General features: G+C 59.9%; 17 protein-coding genes and 2 pseudogenes. 9 read left to right on the top strand and 10 right to left on the bottom strand.

Translation table 11 applies throughout. The annotated features are described in order from the left end of the window. Window positions 1-6: 6 nt before the first annotated feature. The 4 genes from algK to E8F12_RS09750 form a co-directional block, all read right to left on the bottom strand. On the bottom strand, window positions 7-1,419 hold the full coding sequence (gene algK, locus E8F12_RS09765; protein WP_280325043.1) for an alginate biosynthesis TPR repeat lipoprotein AlgK: 1,413 nt from the start codon (window positions 1,417-1,419) through the stop codon (window positions 7-9). Between the two features lie 34 nt (window positions 1,420-1,453). Then, a complete protein-coding gene (locus E8F12_RS09760) occupies window positions 1,454-2,599 on the bottom strand; it encodes a PilZ domain-containing protein (RefSeq protein WP_280325042.1) in 1,146 nt (381 codons plus the stop codon). A 33-nt stretch (window positions 2,600-2,632) separates the two neighbouring features. After that, the gene (locus E8F12_RS09755) at window positions 2,633-4,114 is read right to left on the bottom strand and encodes a glycosyltransferase family 2 protein (RefSeq protein WP_280325041.1); all 1,482 of its coding nucleotides are present in this window, start codon (window positions 4,112-4,114) and stop codon (window positions 2,633-2,635) included. 80 nt (window positions 4,115-4,194) lie between these two features. Beyond that, a complete protein-coding gene (locus E8F12_RS09750; protein WP_280325040.1) occupies window positions 4,195-5,505 on the bottom strand; it encodes a UDP-glucose/GDP-mannose dehydrogenase family protein in 1,311 nt (436 codons plus the stop codon). Window positions 5,506-6,133: 628 nt separating this feature from the next. Between E8F12_RS09750 and E8F12_RS09745 the strand changes: the two genes are divergently transcribed. The 4 genes from E8F12_RS09745 to E8F12_RS09730 are packed head-to-tail and all read left to right on the top strand — an operon-like array spanning window position 6,134 to window position 10,585. Next, complete coding sequence (locus E8F12_RS09745) at window positions 6,134-7,108, top strand: quinone oxidoreductase (protein ID WP_280325039.1); 975 nt, start codon at window positions 6,134-6,136, stop codon at window positions 7,106-7,108. Next, window positions 7,105-8,040, top strand: coding sequence for a LysR family transcriptional regulator (locus tag E8F12_RS09740; protein WP_280325038.1), 936 nt, complete (start codon window positions 7,105-7,107; stop codon window positions 8,038-8,040). The genes E8F12_RS09745 and E8F12_RS09740 overlap by 4 nt, the downstream gene beginning before the upstream one ends. Before the next feature lie 40 nt (window positions 8,041-8,080). Continuing rightward, on the top strand, window positions 8,081-9,064 hold the full coding sequence (gene rarD, locus E8F12_RS09735) for an EamA family transporter RarD (protein WP_280325037.1): 984 nt from the start codon (window positions 8,081-8,083) through the stop codon (window positions 9,062-9,064). Window positions 9,065-9,103: 39 nt separating this feature from the next. Further along, on the top strand, window positions 9,104-10,585 hold the full coding sequence (locus E8F12_RS09730; protein ID WP_280325036.1) for an amidase: 1,482 nt from the start codon (window positions 9,104-9,106) through the stop codon (window positions 10,583-10,585). A 231-nt stretch (window positions 10,586-10,816) separates the two neighbouring features. Here the strand turns inward: E8F12_RS09730 and E8F12_RS09725 are convergent, their stop codons facing one another. The 3 genes from E8F12_RS09725 to E8F12_RS09715 all read right to left on the bottom strand — a co-directional run bounded on the left by E8F12_RS09725 (window position 10,817) and on the right by E8F12_RS09715 (window position 13,267). Then, the gene (locus E8F12_RS09725; RefSeq protein WP_280325035.1) at window positions 10,817-11,680 is read right to left on the bottom strand and encodes an NmrA family NAD(P)-binding protein; all 864 of its coding nucleotides are present in this window, start codon (window positions 11,678-11,680) and stop codon (window positions 10,817-10,819) included. A gap of 172 nt (window positions 11,681-11,852) precedes the next feature. Continuing rightward, on the bottom strand, window positions 11,853-12,272 hold the full coding sequence (locus E8F12_RS09720; protein WP_280325034.1) for an organic hydroperoxide resistance protein: 420 nt from the start codon (window positions 12,270-12,272) through the stop codon (window positions 11,853-11,855). 194 nt (window positions 12,273-12,466) lie between these two features. Continuing rightward, window positions 12,467-13,267, bottom strand: coding sequence for an SDR family oxidoreductase (locus E8F12_RS09715; RefSeq protein ID WP_280325033.1), 801 nt, complete (start codon window positions 13,265-13,267; stop codon window positions 12,467-12,469). A 105-nt stretch (window positions 13,268-13,372) separates the two neighbouring features. Between E8F12_RS09715 and E8F12_RS09710 the strand changes: the two genes are divergently transcribed. The 3 genes and pseudogenes from E8F12_RS09710 to E8F12_RS09700 all read left to right on the top strand — a co-directional run bounded on the left by E8F12_RS09710 (window position 13,373) and on the right by E8F12_RS09700 (window position 15,805). Further along, a complete protein-coding gene (locus E8F12_RS09710; RefSeq protein ID WP_280325032.1) occupies window positions 13,373-14,323 on the top strand; it encodes a GlxA family transcriptional regulator in 951 nt (316 codons plus the stop codon). A gap of 453 nt (window positions 14,324-14,776) precedes the next feature. Beyond that, window positions 14,777-15,169, top strand: a complete 393-nt coding sequence (locus E8F12_RS09705; RefSeq protein WP_280325031.1) for a hypothetical protein — start codon at window positions 14,777-14,779, stop codon at window positions 15,167-15,169. A 334-nt stretch (window positions 15,170-15,503) separates the two neighbouring features. After that, window positions 15,504-15,805, top strand: a pseudogene (locus E8F12_RS09700) (hypothetical protein). Between the two features lie 608 nt (window positions 15,806-16,413). Here E8F12_RS09700 and E8F12_RS09695 read toward each other — a convergent pair. Both E8F12_RS09695 and E8F12_RS09690 read right to left on the bottom strand, forming a co-directional pair. Further along, on the bottom strand, window positions 16,414-17,226 hold the full coding sequence (locus E8F12_RS09695; protein ID WP_280325030.1) for an inositol monophosphatase family protein: 813 nt from the start codon (window positions 17,224-17,226) through the stop codon (window positions 16,414-16,416). A 249-nt stretch (window positions 17,227-17,475) separates the two neighbouring features. Further along, on the bottom strand, window positions 17,476-17,934 hold the full coding sequence (locus tag E8F12_RS09690) for an antitoxin Xre/MbcA/ParS toxin-binding domain-containing protein (protein ID WP_280325029.1): 459 nt from the start codon (window positions 17,932-17,934) through the stop codon (window positions 17,476-17,478). A 275-nt stretch (window positions 17,935-18,209) separates the two neighbouring features. On the opposite strand from E8F12_RS09690, the gene E8F12_RS29930 reads away from it, so the two are divergent. Next, window positions 18,210-18,551, top strand: a complete 342-nt coding sequence (locus E8F12_RS29930) for a hypothetical protein (protein WP_348532414.1) — start codon at window positions 18,210-18,212, stop codon at window positions 18,549-18,551. A 148-nt stretch (window positions 18,552-18,699) separates the two neighbouring features. Here the strand turns inward: E8F12_RS29930 and E8F12_RS09680 are convergent, their stop codons facing one another. Beyond that, window positions 18,700-18,960: a histone-like nucleoid-structuring protein, MvaT/MvaU family gene (locus E8F12_RS09680; protein ID WP_348532415.1), complete on the bottom strand. Its 261-nt coding sequence runs from the start codon at window positions 18,958-18,960 to the stop codon at window positions 18,700-18,702. Window positions 18,961-18,964: 4 nt separating this feature from the next. Between E8F12_RS09680 and E8F12_RS09675 the strand changes: the two are divergent. Next, window positions 18,965-20,146: pseudogene (locus E8F12_RS09675) on the top strand (glycine cleavage T C-terminal barrel domain-containing protein); the annotation flags it as partial.

Genomic DNA, 20,146 nt, shown 5'->3' with positions numbered 1-20,146 from the left:
GTTCCGTTAGGGACTAAGGTCGGCGGTGCTGCCAGCGGGCGGTTCGACACTGAGAACGTCACCGCTGGCAGCAGCACGGAGCATAGTGCTATCACCGCGAAACTGCCGCTCCGCCTGTAGTCGCTTTTGCGCTTCGGCGCGCTGGGCTGGCGTCAACTGTTGCGCCAGTTGCGTGGAATAGGCCGCCGCTTCGGGCTTGCCAGCCTGTACCGCGAGCTGGCTGAACATGTAGGCGTTGACCAGGTCCGGCTGGATTCCACGGCCCTGGCTGAACAGCTGCGCAAGGGCGTAATCGGCGCTGGTGTGGCCGCTGCGGGCGGCACTGAGCAGGTGGTCGAGAGCCTTGTCCGGGTTTACCTCGCCGAGATAGCCGCGGCGGTAGATCTGTCCCAGGTAGTAGTTGGCACTCGGCTCGGTAGCCGCGGCCTTGAGCAGGTGCTGCTCGGCCTTGGCCGGGTCCTGCGGTACCAGCTTGCCTTCGTAGTAGATCTTGCCCAGCAGCAGCTCTGCGCGTGATTCGCCGGCATCGCTGGCGCGTTGCAGATAGTCCATCACCTGCTCGGTATTGTCCTGGTCCGGGGCGTCGTAGAGCAGGCGAGCGAGGCTCACCCAGGCCGCCGGATAGCTCGGCGCGATCGGTTCCAGCAGGGCCTTGGCGGCCTCGAAATCAGGTTTACCGAGCGCCGGGTCAACCAGCACCTGGGCCACCGAGTCGATCCGTTGCGGTGGCACCCGGCCGTTCTGGTAGGCAGTCTGCAGTTGAGCGATCAGGGCTTGTTGCTGTTCGCGCTGCCCGCGCTTCTGGTAAACCGTGGCCAATTCGACGTAGCAGGCATCCTGCACCGTCAGGGCCTCCTTGCAGATGCGTTCGATTTCGTCGAGATGCTGGTCGTAGCTACCCTGGGCCCGGTACAGCAGCACTTGCGCCAGTTCCGCCTGTGGGTGGCCCTCGGCGCGCCACTGGTTGACCTGCTGCTGCGCATTGACCGTGGGAAAGGTCTGCGGGTGTTGCACATAGAGCAGGGTCAGCGGCAGCACCGTGTTCTGCTCGCCGGCGGCCATGGCATCCTTGAGCAGCGTTTGAGCTTCCCGCTGCTCGGCCTCGCTGGCGCCCGGCTTGCTCGCCAGCAGTCGTCCCAGGCGCGCGGCGGCGCGCGGTGAGGTGGCGGCGGCCTGGCGGTAGGTCGCCTCGGCCTGGCGCCGCTGCTCGGGGTCGCCGGTTTCCAGCTGGATGTCGGCGAGGCCCACCTGGGCGTCGGCGTAACCGAGGTCGGCGAGCTGGCGATAGTTCTGTTCGGCAGTGGCGGTGTCGCCGCGGGCCATGGCCTCCTGCGCCAGGCGCTGATCGGGCAGGCCGGTGCAGCCGGCCAGGCCCAGGACGCCTAGGAGCAGGAGAGGGCGTACATGTATCTCAGCCACGAGCAGGTCCTCCAAAGGGCCCCAGCGCCTGGAGCTAATAGATCAGCCATACAAGCGATGGCCCCCGAGTGACGCTGACTTCCACCGGCCGGCCGGCGAGGGCATTGTCCAGCGGTTCGTCAGGTTTGATCTGTACACGGATATCGGTGGACAGGTCGTTGATGGTGGCGGAGTTCAGGTTGCTGCTGACGATACTTCCGCCGCGCTCCTGGTTTTCACCCGCGACCACGAAGCTGACCCGGTTTCCCGGGGCGACCGCCCTGAACTTCGCATAGGGAAACTTGGCTTCGATGCTGGCCTGGCTGCCACGCTGAGCGAACTGGAAGATCACGTCACCCTTGCTGGCGAACTGTCCATCAGCCACCAGTTGGCGGAGCAGGGTGCAATCGCATGGGCTGGTGACCGTCCCACTCATCTGCCGGCCCAGCAACTCCTCGAGACGCTCGGGCTTGATCTGGCTGTCGGCCAGCTGGCCCTTGAACATATCCATCATCGAGGTCTTGAAGGTGGCGACCGGTGCTCCCTTGGTCACCACCCCGTCTTCGCCGATCAGGCTTTGCACCGTACCTTCGCGCGGCATGGTCACCTCCATGCTGGGGACAGTGACCAGTGCGGACTGGGCATGGGTGACGAAGTACAGGTCGTACACAGCCGAAGCGATGAAGACGAAGGCCACCACACCGATGACCAGCACGACCAGACTGAGGACCATTGCTCGAAAGCGACCGAACGACCCCAGTCCCGCGTGGCCCTTGTTCTTCCGCGGTGCGCCGAAGTTGTCGCGCTGCAGGGTACTGAGCAGCTCACCGACGCTGACCAGTTCACCGGAAAGGTGCGCGGAAATCAGGTGGCGCAAGGTGACGATGTCGCGCGGCTTGAGGTTGTGGAACTGGCAGCCGGCACGGTTGCTGGTCGGATCCACCGAACGCACCTGGAACTCGACGCGCATGACCAGCGCCAGGTCGTCGATGGCGAAGATCAGTTCGCCTTTGTGGTAGTCGCCGACCGCGACCGAGTGCTTTCCCGCCAGGTAGCTGAATCCGCCGGCGGAAAGCTCCTGCAGGCTGTGCTCGACCAGGTGCTGGTTCTTTCCGGCGAAACGTATCCTCGCCGGAATCCGCACCCGGGCGTGCTGACGCTGGATTTCCGATTCATGCACGACGTTGACGGCTGTGTTCATGGCGACGTTCCTACTCAATTCCATTGGCTTGGCTCACACCACCAGCAACAACGTGGCAATGAACAGACTGGCGGCTGAAAAGGTCATCGAACGTGACGACCAGACATTGAACCAGCGCTGGAAACCGCCGAGGTTGCGGTTGAGCCTGGTTTTCTGGCGCGTCCAGGACTGCTGGTCGAGGCGGAAGAAGACATGGATCTTCACCAGCGCGCCGACTATCTGGTTGTAATAAAGAAGCAGCGGATAAGCCGGGCCGACAGGATGTCCGGTGACCGTCAGCAGCAGGGTCAGGACCAGGCGGGTGAAGCCGATCCAAAGCAGGTAGATCAGCAGGTAGGCGATGCTGTACTTGAGACTGGCGATGAGGGCCACGGCCAGGCCGAGCAGGCAGGTCCACATCGACACGCGCTGGTCGAACAGAACCAGGCTGGTGAACAGACCGAGGCGCCCCGGGCCGAGCCTCATCGCCCGGGAGTTCTGCCGCAGGTTGTTGCCGTACCAGCGGAACATCAGCTTGCGGCTGGCCTTGAAGAAGCTTTTTTCCGGCGGGTGCTCGATGGTGTCGATCGCCACATCCGGCACGTAGAAGGTGTCGTAGCCAAGGCGCATCAGGCTGTACCAGCTGGACTTGTCGTCGCCGGTGAGGAACGGGAATCGGCCGAGTCGCCAGTGGTCGAGATAGTCGCTCTCGACGTCGGCGATGAAGCCTGGGTCCGTCGCCACCTGAGCGCGGAACATCGACAGGCGCCCGGTCATGGTCAGCACTCGCTTGCCGAGTGCCATCGAACACATGTTGAGGTGGCGCTGGGCGAAACGCAGCTTGTGCCACTCGCGCATGATGTAGCTGCCATGCACATGGCAGAACTCGTTGGTGGTCAGCCCGCCGAGCCTGGGGAACAGGCGAAAATAAGGAACGGTCCTGCCGATGATGCCCGGCTGGAGGATGCTGTCGCCATCGATGACCACTACGACCGCGTCAGGCGTCGGCAGATGCCGGGAGATGGCGCGAAAACCATTGGCCAGGCCGTCGCGCTTGCCAGTGCCGGCGATGCGCACGAAGTGCAGCTTGACCCGTGCCGGCGGGTCGTACCTCGCCCACATGCGCTTCACCAGCAACTCGTCGGACAACTCGACTATGGAACAGACAATGCTGGTGGGGTGGCCGCAGGCGATGGCTTCCTCGATCACCGAGCGGTAGACCATGGCGGTGGTCAGGGCGTCGATGCGGAAGCTGGTGACCAGCAGGCAAACGTGGGGGAGGGCGTCCGCCTCGACGAGCTGACGCGCCTTGCGCCGGTAGTGCGGGAAGACGACGTAGAGGAACAGCAGGCCGCGGAGGAAATGGGTGAGCCCCATGGAATAGCGCCAGATGCCGACCGCGCCGAGCAACAGGAGGAAGTCCCTGGACGTGGGATCGAAAAGCGTCTGTGGTACTGCCAAGGCGAGGACCATCAGCAGGCTGAGGTAGAACAACCACCCGGCGATATCGATGAAACCCTGCGTGAGCCTCTCCATCGTCTGCGTCCGTGATCAGTTTCGGACAGGGCGATGGCTTCGTCTGTTCGGCCAAGCCATCGCCACCCGGTTTCAGTTGCTCACCAACAGATGCCTTCGCGGCTGTCGTCGCTGCCATGGGCCATGAAGCCAACCAGGTCTACGACATGCTTGCCTTCCGGCACTTGCTGGACGAGTGCCCGGAAGCACTCATCGGCATTGCCGAGGACGATGACCTCCGCATTCGCGATCACGCTGTCGAAATCGCTGTTGAGCAATGACGACACATGGGGGATCTTCGATTCGATGTAGTCCTTGTTGGCACCGTGGACCCGGGCGTACTCGACGTTGCGGTCGTAGATGCTGAGGTCATAGCCCTTGCCGATCAGCATCTCGGCCAGCTGTACCAGCGGGCTTTCGCGCAGGTCGTCGGTACCCGCCTTGAACGACAGGCCGAGCAAGGCGACCTTGCGCTTGTCGTACCCGGCAATGATGTCAAGGGCGCGCAGAACCTGCGCCTCGTTGCTGTGCATCAGGGCCCCGATCAGTGGCGTTGCCACATCCAGCTGGCCGGCACGGTAGGAGAGGGCGCGCACATCCTTGGGCAGGCAGGAGCCGCCGAAGGCGAAACCAGGGCGCATGTAGTACCTGGACAAGTTGAGCTTGTGGTCCTGGCAGACCACATCCATCACCTCGCGGCCATCGACGCCAACGGCCTTGGCAATGTTGCCGATCTCGTTGGCGAAGGTGACCTTGGTCGCATGCCAGACGTTGCAGCTGTACTTGATCATCTCCGCCACTTCGATGCTTTTGCGCACCACAGGGGCATCGAGCTCTTCGTAGAGGGACTGCAGCAAGTCGCCGGAATGCCGGTCCAGTTCGCCGATCACCGTCATCGGCGGAAAGTTGTAATCCTGGATCGCGGTGCTTTCGCGGAGGAACTCGGGATTGACCGCGACGCCGAAGTCCACGCCCGCCTGCTTGCCGGAGCAGTCTTCGAGAATCGGGATCACCACGTTTTTCACCGTGCCCGGCAACACCGTGCTGCGCACGACGACAGTGTGCCGCTCTGACTTGTCGCGCAGGGCGAAACCAATCTCGCGGCAGACGCCTTCGATGAAATTGAGGGCCAGGTCGCCGTTCTTCTTGCTCGGCGTGCCGACGCAGAGCAGCGACACATCCGTGGCGGCGATGGCCTCCGATACATCGGTAGTACCCCGCAGGAGACCGGCCTGAATGCCCTGCTGCAGCAACTCCTGCAATCCCGGTTCGACGATTGGGGATTTCCCCTGGTTGATCAACGCTACCTTGGTGGACGAAACGTCCACGCCCACAACTTCATGACCCCGCGCGGAAAGACACCCGGCGCAGACCGCACCGACATAGCCGAGCCCAAAAATGCTTAGACGCATTTTTATTCTCCTTAGTCGTCAATTTCATTAGGTTCATTACGTACGCCAATAAAATGCATAACCGATAAGTGAATCGACTCAATTCTTGTGCTCGGCAAAATAACCGGGAAGCCGATTGCGCCCTGACATAAGGCGGCTTCCGGCTTAAAAAGTCGGTACCTGATCCTTCCTGGAAGTTTTTGCGACAAGGCGAGGCTATCCAAAATGCCTCGTACTGACCTGTCTCGAACTGCGGTTCATGTAATGTCTTGCTTGCCGTTTTCGAGCCCTTGGATCGAACTTGGCAAAGAACCCTGCAATCGATGAACAGCTGGGGATGAAACTCTGACCAGCATCCACGAAAGAAAGTTTAGGGCCGTGTGTCACTGTTTTTAAAATGAATCGCTATGGCGATTAGCGCCAAGTAGTCTCAGAAGGTCGGGACTGGTACTTCAGGAAAAAAGAACTTCCGAAACGACAGCCAGACCTGCGGGTGCCGCCGGCAATAGCGTCGAAAGAATCGAGTCGCCTATTGATGCATCACATGCAGCAAATAGATGCAAGAGAACCAAATTGTTCAATGCGGGCAAGGCACACATAATCCATCCCATCCTCGTCACGGGGCCATGTTCAGCACGTGGAGACAGAGATGGTTCAAGTAATTCGGTTAGACCGGGTCGGCGGACCCGAGGTATTGCGGATCGAGAACCTGGGGGAGAGCGAACCCGGGCCTGGTGAGGCTTGGCTCGAGCAGGTAGCCGTCGGTGTCAATTACCTGGATGTGACGCAACGGGATGGCGCAGTGCCCATCGCTCTTCCTTCCGGTCTGGGGCTGGAAGGCGCAGGCCGAGTCACGGCAATTGGACCGGGTGTCACCAGTGTCCGCGTGGGTGATCGCGTGGCGTATGCGACCGGCCCCATCGGCGCCTATGCCAGCGCACGGCTGTACCCCGCCGAGCGACTGGTCAGAATTCCGGACGAGATGTCGTTCGATGATGCCGCCGGCGTGATGTTCAAGGGAATCACGGCCCAGTATCTGCTCAAGACCACCTATCCCGTCGGCCCGGGCACGACCATGGTGCTTTACGGCGTAGCGGGTGGGCTCGGCGAAATCATGGCGCAGTGGGCCAAGCATCTCGGGGCATTCGTCATTGGCGTGGTGTCAAAGGAGGCCAGCCTCGAGAGAGCGAAAGGCCTCGGTTGCGATGCTGTGCTGGTGTTCGATCCAGTCACTCTTGCGGCAGACATCGCGCGCATCACCGATGGCCGAAAGGCGGATGTGGTGTTTGACCCGATCGGTCGCGTTTCCTTCGAGGCTTCCCTGGATAGCTTGCGACCGCGCGGCACCATGGTGTCCTTTGGCGCCTCCTCCGGCACACCGGCACCTGTGGAACTGGCGACACTCAATAGCAAGGGGTCATTGTTTCTGACTCGGCCATCGTTGGCCGCACATACCGCTACCGCTTCCGAGTACCAGGAGCGTGCACGGGACCTCCTCGAGGCCATCGCTTCGGGCATCGTCACGCCACGCATCTGGGGCAGCTATCCGCTTGCAGACGCCGCACACGCCCACGCCGCACTGGAGTCAGGGCAATCAGCCGGCGCGATTGTCCTGAAGCCATGACACAGGATCTGCTCGACGCCAGTCAGAGTGACGAGATCGCTGCCTTGCTCGCCGTGGCGTCGGAAGGTTCGTTTGTAGCCGCCGGCCGTTTGTTGCAGCGGCATCCCACGGTGGTGTCCAAGCGCGTGGCGGCCCTGGAGAAGCGGCTAGGGGTTCGCCTGATCGAAAGGTCGACTCGCCAGGTCCGGATGACCAGTGCTGGTGCGCAACTGGAGCAACGTCTGCGAGCGGCCATAGGGGCGATCAACGAAGCGGAGCAGGAGGCATCGTCGGGCGCAGCGGAAGTGCGCGGAATCCTGCGCCTGGCCTTGCCTGCGTCAATGGGCCGGTTGTGGTTGGCGCCCATGTTGCCGGAGTTCCTCAAGGCCCATCCCCAGGTGTCACTCGTGGCGGATTACAGCGAGCGCTTCGTGGACATCATTGCCGAAGGCTATGACCTGGCCATCCGGATCGGAGAGCTGAGCGACAGCCGCCTGGTTGCCCGGAAGCTGGGGGATCATCGCCGCATCCTGTGCGCATCGCCTGCGTACCTGGAGGAACATGGGGTGCCGGGCTCGCCGGGGGATCTCGCTTTCCACAATTGCCTGGGGTTTACCGGGTTCGCGTCCTTTCCGGAATGGCGTCTGTCCAACGGTGATAGGCAAGAAACGGTGGTGACCCGGGGATCGATCATCTCCAACGACAGTGAATCGCTGCTTGCCGTGGCGCGGGCCGGTACGGGAATCCTGGGGGCGGGTGAATGGCTGATGAGCCGCGATCTGGCGGCTGGCCGACTTGTTCATGTACTGCCGGACTGGCAGCTCGATTCTCAGGGGGCGATTTATCTGGTACGTCCCTCGGCGAGGTTTTCGCCCGCCACCACCCTCGCGTTCATGGAATGGATCGAGTCGAAATTCGTCAATGGTGCTCCCTGGACGATCGGGGCTCCCTGACGGTCCTTTCACCAGTCCTTGAATGCTGTACGGAGGTCGCTTGAACAAGGGTGTGGCTCTGTCGGTGGTTTCGTCATGCATGTTTGCGAGCCTGTATTACTACGCCACCTTGCTGGTTCCCCTCACTGGGTTGGAAATATTTGGTTGGCGCATGCTGCTGACACTGCCCTGTGTCACGCTCTTCATGCTGATCGGCGGAGAATGGAAGCGCGTGCTCGAGATAGGCGAGCGCTTGAGAAAAAGGCCGATTCTGATCCTGGCGCTCTGCATGAGCAGCGGGTTGCTGGGGATTCAGCTTTGGCTGTTCCTCTGGGCTCCCCTCAATGGCCGTGGGCTCCAGGTGTCTCTGGGGTACTTCCTGCTGCCCCTTGCAATGCTGTTGGTCGGCCGGCTGCTCTATCGCGAGCGCCTCACGCAGCTGCAGAAAATGGCAGCTCTCTCGGCCACCCTTGGCGTAGCGCATGAGCTGTACCAGGTCGGTGGATTCTCCTGGGAAGCGCTGCTGGTCGCCATTGGCCTGCCGATCTATTTCATCCTGCGCCGAAAGCTGCGAACCGATCACCTGGGTGGCCTCTGGTTCGACATGCTGCTGACCCTGCCTTTCGCTACCTGGATCATCCTGGGGCAGGGCGCCGGCGTCGAACATTTCGCGCAAAGCCCGCGCCTGCTCATCCTGATCGTGATTCTGGCAGTGATCAGTGCTACAGCCTTCATGTCCTATATCGTTGCCAGCCGCATACTGTCCTTCGGGATCTTTGGTTTGCTGGGCTATGTCGAGCCTGTGCTGATGGTGGGCGTGGCCCTGATCATTGGAGAGCAAATCCAGCCTGAGGAATGGCTGACCTACATTCCTATCTGGATCGCTGTTGGCCTGCTCGTGCTGGAGGGTGTGCGTCACCTTGGTCGCGAAGCAAGGAAAACCCCGTCGGCCACCAGGCCTACCGATCTTTGGACGTCGGTCTGCCTAGACCAGGGCATGTCCCGGCAATTGCACGAAGCGCAGCCCTGTAGTTGTCAGAAGTAGCCCGACCACATTTTGAAGTGCTTTCGCCAGGAGTCTTTTATGCGTCCAGCGGATTACAGCAGGCTTGATGGACTCGCACTTGCCTCCCTGCTGCGCAAGGGCGAGACCTCGGCCTTCGAATTGATGACGACGGCGGTGCAACTCGCCCGGGAACGGGCGATGCCCTTGAATGCGCTGTGCTACCCGCGATTCGAGGAAGCCCTGGAGATGGCCAGGACGGCGCAGCTGATCGGGCCATTTGGAGGCCTGCCGTTCCTGCTGAAGGATTCCGGGCTTGCCTCAAGGCGCCTGCCATCGTCCATGGGCTCGCGGATGTTTCGCGACACGCAGTTCAGTTTCGATAGCACCCTGGTGGAGCGGTTCGAGGCGGCCGGCTTTATCAGCTTCGCCAGGACGACGGTCCCGGAGCTGTGCATGGCGCCCACGACCGAAGCCGTCGCGAATGGTGGTCCAACGCTCAACCCTTGGGATCCTGCGCGATCGCCAGGTGGCTCCAGCGGCGGCTCGGCGGTAGCTGTCGCATTGGGCGTGGTGCCCATTGCCCACGGTAGCGATGGAGGAGGGTCCATACGAATCCCCGCATCCTGCTGCGGTGTCTTTGGCTTGAAGCCTTCGCGAGGGCTCCTGCCAATGGGGCCGGCGCGAGGGGAGGGGTGGGGCGGTCTCGCAACCGATGGCGTCATCACCCGTACGGTCCGGGATACAGCCGCCGTTCTCGACGCGATTGCGGGCTTCGACCCAGGTGCTCCCTACGCGGCTCCACGCACGCCGGAGTCCTTCCTGGCTGGGCTGGGCAAGCCTTTCGATCGACCGCTTCGGGTCGCCAAATGGGTGTCTACGTGGAACGATATTCCTGTCGACGCCGATTGCCTGGCTGCAGTGGATCTGGCTGAGCGACTGCTCACTCGGAACGGACACGAAGTGATCGACGTCGGCCCGCCCGAGATTGATTTCGACAGGTTCGTGAATTCCCTCATCAACGTGATCGCAGCCAACGCCGTGGTCTCCATCGAGACCGTTGCCGGCGACAAGGCCAGTGAGCAATGGAGAGGACTTCTCGAACCCGCGATTCTCGGTGCCTATCACTACGGCAAGAAGATTCGAGCCTCTGACTACATCTCGGCGATAGCCTGCTTCCATCAGATTTCGCGTGAGATGGCGCGGTACATGCGTGGGTTCGACCTGGTGCTGACTCCCACGCTCACTCAGCTCCCGGTCAAGCTGGGAACCCTGTCGATGGATGACGACTTCCTGGCATTCAGATTGAAAGGTGCGCGATACACCATGTTCCTTGCGATCATCAATGCATCCGGCCAGCCTGCAGCCAATGTGCCGCTGTACTGGAATGAGCAAGGGATTCCCGCGGGTGTTCAACTGATTGGGCGCTTCGGAGATGACGACACCGTGCTCAGAGCAAGTGCGGAGTTGGAGCGCTTGTCCGCTTGGCAAACGCATTACGTCAGGCTGCACATGGAGCGTGATCTGGCTCGGAGTAATGACAACATGAGAACGGCAGATTGAACGTAACCCAGTGTGGTAGCTGTCACTCTACGATACGGCATAAGTCACTGATTTTGATGATATAAATTCAAGGTGATCACTGTCGGCCGTGTCGGCCATTGCGGAACTTCTCATGAATGATCCTCGAAATCGAAAATGTCGCATTATTCGATTGCGGGTAGTAATTCGCGATGGTTATTAAAAATAGTCGGCATGGAGCAGCCAGTTATCATGCTCCATGCCGAGATGGGTTTAAGTCAGCAGATTACGGTGCAGTTCGATAAACTGCGCAGGGGTCAGCAGGGGCTGGCCGATGATAGCGGTACCGATGCTGTCTAAACCTTCCAAGCGCCTTTCACGTTGGTCAATCTTTACTGCACTGAAATGCGAAAGATAGGAGCGATCGTGGTCCAGACCCAACAGGGAGACGAAGTCCTCAACCGGGATCTGTTCAAAGCGCACCTCCTTGCCTAGAACAGTACTCAGGAGACCGGCTAGTTCCTGGTGGCTGTATTCTTCTGGCCCATGCAGTTCATAAGTCTGATGGCCATGCCCTTCAAGATTGGTCAGGATACCTGTAACGATGCGTCCGATATCACTTGCAGCCAAGGGAGCAAATCGGCTTTCTGGGTCGAATGGCGTGACATACCGGCCATCCCGAATCAGGGACGCAATGTAGAGCATCCACTCGGCAAAGAAGGTAATACGCAGATGAGTGGTGGGGATCCCAGTCCAAATAAACACTTGCTCGGACATCCAGTGATTTAGGGTGGCCGGACTGCGCGCATCAGGACGTGATTGCTTTTGGGACAAATTTACAATGTGCTTTACCCCTTGTTCTCTTGCCGCTTGGGAAAATATCACTGCCGCTTCAACTAATCCCCCGGTTAGAGGATAGCAGAAGTATGCCCCATCAACGCCTTCCATTGCCGTACGAACGTGCTTGAGGTTTAGCAGATCTCCCACAAAGACATTAGCACCCTGATCTCGAAGCTTTTGGGCGCGCGCATCTTCGCTGTGAACAAACGCATTTACTCGATGACCTTTCTCCAGCAGGAATTTGACAGTCGGAGAACCTGTTGCGCCGGTAGCGCCTGTAACCAGAAAAGTTTTCATCAGTAAGCACCTCAATTTGTAGGCAAAAGAACTTCATTAGAGATTCGAAGTTCCCCGCACATTGGGATCGTCACATGCTGGGTTGAGCGCACCACTTCTATCGACAGAATATTCAGTGATGCCACGGTTCCGGCGCAACAAATCAGACGGTAAACTGAGTTAAAAGCCGGAGTTAGACCAAGTTGATTTCAACATCAATATTGCCGCGAGTCGCCTTCGAATAGGGGCAGGTAGAGTGCGCGGTATCGACCAGCGAGCGAGCAACTTCGGGATCTACACCGGGGATGCTGACATTGAGGCGTGCCTGTAGGAAATATGCGTCGCCGGTCATGCCGAGATCCACTTCGGCATCAACGGTCACATTCGTGGGGCGCGGTACTTTCAGCTTGACAGCAGCTTTTCCAATGGCCTCGATGAAGCACGATGACCAACCAGCAGCTAGCAACTGCTCGGGGTTGGTGCCAGCGCCGGAGGATCCTGGAGTCGACAATTTTATGTTCAGACGACCATCGTCGCTGTGCGACTCGCCAGCACGCCCGCCGGTGGTGTGAGTTTTGCCCGTGTAAAGTACGTTTTCGATTTGGTTGATCATGGAAATACCTTATCAATTGGATGTGTGCCATTTATTTGCGAGTGTAATCGGGTAATGGCGTAAGCCCGATATAGCTAAATAGTTAACTTGCAGATGCAGGCGTGCCCCTACATTTGAATCAGTGGAAACTCTGAGTCAAATCTTCCACACGAATTCAAAACCCTAAAACACTTTGGATTTGTTTGCGAGTACGCCTAAACTAGTTTTGAATAGCGTGGTGCTGGCTTATTTGTGGAAAGTTGAGAAGACAGGGCGCGACGTTGGGCCTCGTAGTCTTTCCATTGTGCAAAATCCTGCAAAGCCGGGATGGAGATCAGTTCACCGCGATCGAAGTCGATGAGCGCCGAATCCACAAGATCGTTGACGGACATCATGATGCTCGGGTCCAGGTGCTCCAGCGGCAGACCACCGGTAGCCCAGAAATCGGTGGCGGTAGCACCTGGCAGAACGGCCTGAATTCGGATGCCCTTGTCCGCCAGTTCGTGGTGAAGCGACAGGCTGAACGCGGTGACGAAGGCTTTGCTGCCGCCATAGACACCATTGAGGATTTCCGGTGCGATGCTGACGATAGAGGAGATATTAATGACTGCACCGGCGCCGCGGGCGACGAAGCCAGGAACAGCTGCATAGGTCAGCCGGGTGAGGGCGGTGACGTTGAGGTCTATCATCCGAGCCATCTGTTCCACATCGCTGTCTAAAAGCGGAGTGTGGGTACCGATCCCTGCATTGTTCACAAGTAGAGATATGCTCACGTCTTCTATCAGCTTGGTTTCAACGCCAGCCAGGGCGTTGCCGTCGCTGAGATCGGCTTCAAGTACTTCAACCGTCCGCTGAGTCTCTCGGGTGATGCGGTTAGCCAGGGCACTAAGACGTTCGCGATTGCGGGCCACGAGGATCAAGTCGTAGCCGCGACGCGCCAGACGGTCTGCGTAGGTCGCACCGATACCGGATGAGGCTCCGGTGATGAGCGCGGTGCCGGGATGTGCGTGAGCCATGTTGGATCTCCGAGGGAGAGTGAACCTGAAGCTGATACTGCACCGATTTGACGATGCCCTAAATGACGTTTATGGTCGTCTTTTAGGACATCGGAGGAAAAGTGTATGCACCGCATCGGCTATCTGCTGACGGATGGGTTCCAGATGCTTTCATTGGCGACGCAGACGGTGTTCGAATACGCCAATTTCGTTGTGAAGAGCCCTTTCTACACGATTGAGATTTTCTCGCCGGCTGGCGGCTTGGTGCTCTCGTCGCTGGGGCTCGCAGTTGATACGCGTCCAATGGAGGCGCCCAGACTGGCTGACACGTGGATCATCGTCGGGGTCAGCGATCCACTGACCGCGGAGCCTGTGGAGGCCGTGTTGGACTTCGTGCGGCAGGCCGGTAGCCAAGCACGGCGCACCGCTGGCGTGTGCACCGGTGGCTTCGTTTTGGCCGAGGCCGGTCTGCTCGCCGGGCGCCGCGCCACGACCCACTGGTTTTTCGCCCAAGAAATGCAAAAGCGCTATCCGAACATCGATGTCGACGATGACTGCATCTACATTATCGACGGACCAATCTGGACCTCTGCCGGCATGACCGCAGGACTCGACCTCGCCCTAGGTATGGTAGAAAAGGACCTTGGGGCAGACGTAGCGCGTTCGGTTGCGCACAATTTAGTGATGCACCAGCGCCGTTCGGGTGGGCAATCGCAACATTCAGAGATGCTTGACTTGGCCCCTAAGTCGGATCGCATCCAGAACGTGCTGAACTATGTGCGTCAAAACCTGACGCGGCCGCTCAGCGTAGAGGAGTTGGCAGAGACCGCACACTTGAGCCCGCGCCAATTCACCCGAGTGTTCACCGCGGAAACCGGGCAATCGCCAGCGAAGGCCATCGAAGGTCTGCGGCTGGAGGCTGCGCGGTTAATGATCGAGCAAAGCCGCCACTCTCTAGAAATGATCGCGAGGGAAACCGGGTTTCGCGATCGTCGACACATGCGCGAAGCTTTTATGCGAGGTTATGGTGTGCCCCCCCAGGCGGTGCGCCGAGATGCTCGAAGTGTCGTGCTTTAGCTTCGGTAACTGGGTCAATGCCGACCCGTACGCGAGATTCGATGAAAAGCCCCTCCCTCAGTAACCCTGATTGCTCTGAGTTTCGCCGGCCTGGGAGGGGGCATATTGATTGCGATAAGAGTCATTTGGCGCCCGTAGCCCTAACTAGTGTTTGGCCGACGATTGCGCTGCGCCTGGTTTCCAACTTGACACGGAGAGCATTGTTGCTGCACTCGGCCAGTAAGATCCTACGTTTCGTTTCCGGGCTGCAGTACGTCACCCCAAACTTCGCAGATTTCTAGCTTGTAAAAATGTCAAAACCAAGGTGGGGTTAGACTTTGTTAGGACTCAGGCCAAGCCCTGGAAGCTGCCGCTCGTCTCATGCTCAACCCTCAACAGGCTACCGTTGAGCAGCTAGTTTCGCTGCTGCTGCCGAAGGTACCGATCCGACCGGGAGCACTCAAGGAGGCGCCGATGCTGGCCATGGCCAAAAAGGCCATCCTGGAAAGCGGCGACTGGCTGCCTGCGCGAGACATTGCGACTCTGACCGGATTGACCTCGGAGGATCCCAGCGCGCGACCCAGCCGATGGAAACGAGAAGGACGGATCTTCGCTATCCGCCACAATGGCTACGACTACTTCCCGATCTACGCCTTGTCCAAGGATTCGGGGTTTCGCCCGCTTCCAGCGGTGGCCGAAGTACTGAAAGTGTTCGCAGGGCAGAAGGACGGCTGGGGCCTGGCCTACTGGTACGCCTCAGTAAACAGCTTCCTTGCCGGCAATCGGCCTCAGACCCTGCTCATTACCGATTCGGACCGCGTCGTAGCGGCTGCAGCGGACGAGGTTGCGGGCATTGTCCACGGTTAATCGACGGCGCTCGCGAGGTCTAGCGGAGCGCGATAGCCATCCGGACGATTAACGTCGCAACTGCTCAGCAGTGAAACGGCCTTCGCGTTGCTCTTGGGGGTGGAGAGCGGGCTTTCATCACTGGGGAGAGGAGGAGGGCGTTGCTGGGAAGATCGCTTCGTCTTTCAGAGAAATGTGACGTTATCGGTGGCTCTTGGTTTCTGGTTGCCATGCCACCTAGAAGCTTGGCAGTTGATTGCGCGAAAATCTGTTTATGCGCAATTATGTGAAGATACATAATTTGGATCGAGGACAGAGAGTGTGATGGTGTTGCCCTGATCCTGAGGAGGTGCTGATGAAGCGCACAGTCACGCAACCGACAGAAGCTGTGGCCGACGTTACTTGTGATGTCTGTGGCCAGAGCACCCGAGTGGAAGGCTACGGGCTGCAGTGCGGCACTCTCCAGGCACATTGGGGATATGGCGCTCGGCATGATGGTGAGCGTTATGAGGTCATTTGTGTGAAACCTGCTTCTTCGGGGTACTCAGTCATCTCCGCCACGAGCGAAGGGTCAACGCGCTATTCGATGAGCAAGCCGAGAGCACCGAGGAAGAGTTTGGCCTGTTAAGACGAGATGATTATTTCGGTGACAGCTGACGGAGACGACCTGCGGAAGGTACAGGCACTGTTGGGTCCTGACCGCCTTCGGCAGCTTGGAAGTCTTATCAGTAGCTAGCGACCACAACAATACTGGGATGCATCCTGAATTTCGTCGGCGGACGATTTGGAGCAGCAAGTATTGCGCCATCGGACTCTACCGATATTCCAAGGAATTCGTGAGACACCGTAATCCAACACTTTGATTTCATTGGGTGTCTCACGAGCTGCTTGGAAGTCGCATGAATTGCGAGCGACCACACCAGATTATGCGAAGTGAAATTCGCAGCCCCAGCATCCCCATGTGAGCATCCGCGAGTACGCATAATCTATATTATGTTAAATCAGGTGCTATGTCATAACAGCCGTTGTGAGCACCCCGCCCCAGCGCTCCGAACTAAAAAGTTGAAATTTCGAGAACTAATCCTTTGAAAAAACGCTCGCCACACATTCGAGAATCTTTAGTTGCACTCCTCCTGTCACTCCGCAGCGGACGTAGCCGTGCGAGGAATGCAACGTGGGACTCCACTCTGGGACTGTAAGGCAAGTTGAGCCTCCGGGTGCGGCGACCATTAAGTCCTCTGCCTCTCCAAATTGATTCATACCTCTTACCCCAGTACCCGCTCCCAGTCACGCCTTAGCAAGTCTTGGCAGGCTTGCGGCGCGCCACCGAAGCAGCGATTCGACACGACGGCCATTTCGCTCTCAGTGCGGTACTGGATTGGCTGGCCATCCTGGTCAAGCAGGACTCCGCCACTGGCAAGTAGCAACGCGTGCCCGGCGACCACGTCATGGGCCGACACCGGATACAGCGAGACTGCGCAAACCGCATCACCGGCCGCGACTCGCGCCAGGCGGTAGGCGATGCTTGGCATCGCGTGAAACTGAGCGGGCGCACAGAGCTCCGCGTTCTCCTGAGGTTTAGCCTCGGCAGCCGCACTCACCATGACCACGGCCAGGTCACTTAGCCGCTGCTGACGGAGGTCATTCACGACTGGTTGGCCATTGCGCAACAGGTGCGGCAATCCCTCGGCCCAAGCGATGCAGTCAGCGCCACGATCTGGCGTAACCGGCGCATGCACGACACCCAGTACCGGCAGTGCATCGCGCAAGAGCCCGACCGAGATGGCCGAGCCTTTTCGGCCCTTCAGGAAGTCGCTGGTGCCGTCGTTGGGATCAATCACCCAACACCACGAGTCTCCGGTCAGGACATGCCCAGTTTCCTCGCCCCAGAAGTCGCAGGGCAACAGTTCTAGTAACGCTTCACGCAGTTGTTGCTCGATCTCCACGTCCACTGGCGCCTTGTCACCATGACCGCGCGGCCCCTCGGGTCGGACCCATTCAGCAAACAATCGCTTCCCGGCCCGGAGCACCTGAGCTACTACTTGGTCGAGCAAGGTTTTGAGGTCGGGCTGGTGCATGTACGGAGCCTGTATTGAGCTAGTGAAGATAGAACCCAGTTCTGGCCGGCGACAGGGCAGGAATTATCCTGTGCATCCAGACGTACCTAACTACCGCCGCCTCCTGAGGCTGCCTCCCCTCCCCTCGCCTCACGAGGTGTTTTCTCTGTTCGCCGCGCTCAAGTGCCAAGCACCGAGCTGGAGATTCGACCGCCACCTGCGTTGGTTACCGCGCACTGAGGCAGCCAACGTGCCAGGCGAGATTGGCCCTTACTGGTATACACAATACTCGAGCCGCACCAGAAAGGCGGCCAGCTGCTCGTAGTCGGCGGGCTCTTTGATCAGGTCCAACGGCACCTGCCGGTCTAGCCCCCTAGCCGGGACGGTTAGCCAGCGTTCTGCTGCGACGCCGGAACCAAACACAGCTTCCGCATAGGCGGAAACGGCAAACAGTCTGAGCAAGCGCTCCCCCTGGGCGGGACTGAGGCGCGCAGAAGGCTCGTGCAGCCAGCGCCGCAAAGTTCGTTCAGAAATGCCCAACGCGCGGCACACCAGCGGACGCTTCCTAAGAAGTGGCGCTCGCCGCGCGGCGTGAAGCAGCTCGTTGAGCGTCATACTGGTGCCGGGCACTGCGAAAGCCTCTGCTGAAAGCCCGGCCTGCGCTGCTTGTTCGGCCGCCCGCTGCACCAAGGTTTCTAGTGCAGTGGTGGATGTCTCGCGAGCTACCATCTTAATAGTCCTCGGTGTACTGCCGGCCCCCCTGCCCTCCCATCCTGAGGCCTCATGAGGAATGGGCACTGGGAGAGTGCTTTACTAGGGCGGCCCCAGGATTCTACGCCGGCGGTACTGGTAAGGCACCTTACCGTGAGGACGGGGGGCTGACGCAAGTGCCGACACCGTCTAAGTTCCGACGTGAGTGCAGATAGCCAACCTGCTCGCCCGGGGCAGCTTAGGCCGGAAGCGAGGATAATCATCGCTGCCCAAATCCCTAGGAGGTTTGGCCAATGAGCTGGAAATTGATGTGCCGCGACGCCGCTGACGGCAGCGGTGACCTAATCTTGGAGCTGCCGGACGACCTACTCCAGGCCGCTGGATGGAAGGCGGGCGACATCCTGGAACTGGACGGCGACCTGGCCAATGGTGGCGCCATTCAACTGAAGAACACGGTTCTGTGCGACGTGTGTGGAACTAGCACTGCCGAAACCGGGCATGGTGTGCTTCAGGCGCAGTGGCGAGATGGCGAGCGCGAAGGGCTACGCCTGTGCAAGCTCTGCTTCGACTACGCAATGGCCACCCTCCGCCGAGAGCACGAGCTAAGCCACCTGTTTGACGAGGGTGAGCCGTGATCCAGCACCGCAATTAAAGCCGGCGCCTGAGATCCTGGAACACCCTTGCGGCGAATTTGCCCACGTTCCCTTCATTCAAGCTGACGGACTTCTGGAAGAGTGAGACGCCGAGCGGTTTGTCCGATGCGCCCCCTCTCGAAGTCGTGGCTTATTGCATCCAACTGTCGACGACTGCGGCGCCGTACTCCTGCTTCCAGACCTTCAATACCTTGTGGTTGCCGCCCTTGGTCTCAACGACTTCGTTGGTGTGCGGATTTTTGTAACGTTTGACCTCGCGCTCACGCCGCTTTCCCTTCGCCGGCACCCCAAGCTTCGTACGGCCTGCCGGCGGCTGCAGAATGGTAATGATATCGCCCAGTTTCTTCCCGTAACCGTCCATCAGCTGCCGCAGCTTGCGTTCGAACTCCAATTTCGGCATGGGCCCATCCCAGGGCCGCCACTCGGCACTACCCACCGCGCGCCTGGTGGCCCAGGCCACCCGCCGCAGTATCAGCGAAACCGGCGTGACCACCGCGCGCCCGCCCTTCGAAGCGGAGAGGCTGGCCCACGTCGCCGGCCGTGCCTTCGACCCCTACCGCCAGACGCCCATGCACAATCGCCATGTGCAAGCCGGGGCCAAGCTCATGCCGGCCGGTATCTGGCAGCGGCCGGCGTTCTACGGCAAGGCCGAAGACCGTGAACGCTGCATGCAGGAAGAGGCGCGCCATGTGCGCGAGAAAGTCGGCCTGATCGACGTCTCCACCCTGGGCGGCCTCGACGTACGTGGCCCGGACGCGGCCGAGTTGCTGGAGCGCATCTACACCCTGCCCTTCAAGAAGCAGCCGGTGGCACGTACCCGCTACGCACTGATGACCAACGAACAGGGTGTGGTGATCGATGATGGCGTCTGCGCGCGGCTGGCCGACAACCACTTCTATGTCACCGCCACCACCAGCGGCGTGGACCGCATCTACCAGCAGATGCTCAAGTGGAACGCCCAGTGGCGCCTCAATGTGGACATCGCCAACGTCACCGCTGCCCTGGCTGCGGTGAACCTGGCCGGGCCGCTGTCGCGCCAGGTGCTGGAGAAGCTCTGCGAGGACGTCGACCTGTCCGCCGAAGGCTTCCCCTACCTCGCCGTGCGCACCGGCACCGTGGCCGGTATTCCGGCGCGGCTGATGCGAGTCGGCTTCGTCGGTGAACTGGGATACGAAATCCACGTCCCCGCCCGTCACGGCGGCAAGCTGTGGGACGCGCTGATGGCCGCCGGCACCGAGTTCGGCATTCGTCCCTTCGGCGTCGAGACCCAGCGCCTCCTGCGCCTGGAAAAGGGCCACGTGATCATCAGTCAGGACACCGACGGCATGACCCATCCGGGCGAGATCGACATGGAATGGGCCATCGGCCGCAAGAAGGCCTTCTTCGTCGGCAAGCGCTCCATCGAGATCCTTGAAGCGCAACCGCTGAAGCGCAAGCTGGTGGGCTTCAGCCTGCCGAAGGGCAGCCCGCAGCCGCTGGAGGGCCACCTGGTACTCAAGGGGTCGGACATCAGCGGCAACGTCACCTCCTGCGAGTTCTCCGCCACCCTCGGCCATATCATCGGCCTGGCCTACGCC

The sequence above is a fragment of the Pseudomonas sp. BN102 genome, assembly GCF_029871245.1.
Classification (GTDB): domain Bacteria; phylum Pseudomonadota; class Gammaproteobacteria; order Pseudomonadales; family Pseudomonadaceae; genus Metapseudomonas.
This window is presented reverse-complemented; position numbering and strand designations above follow the sequence as displayed.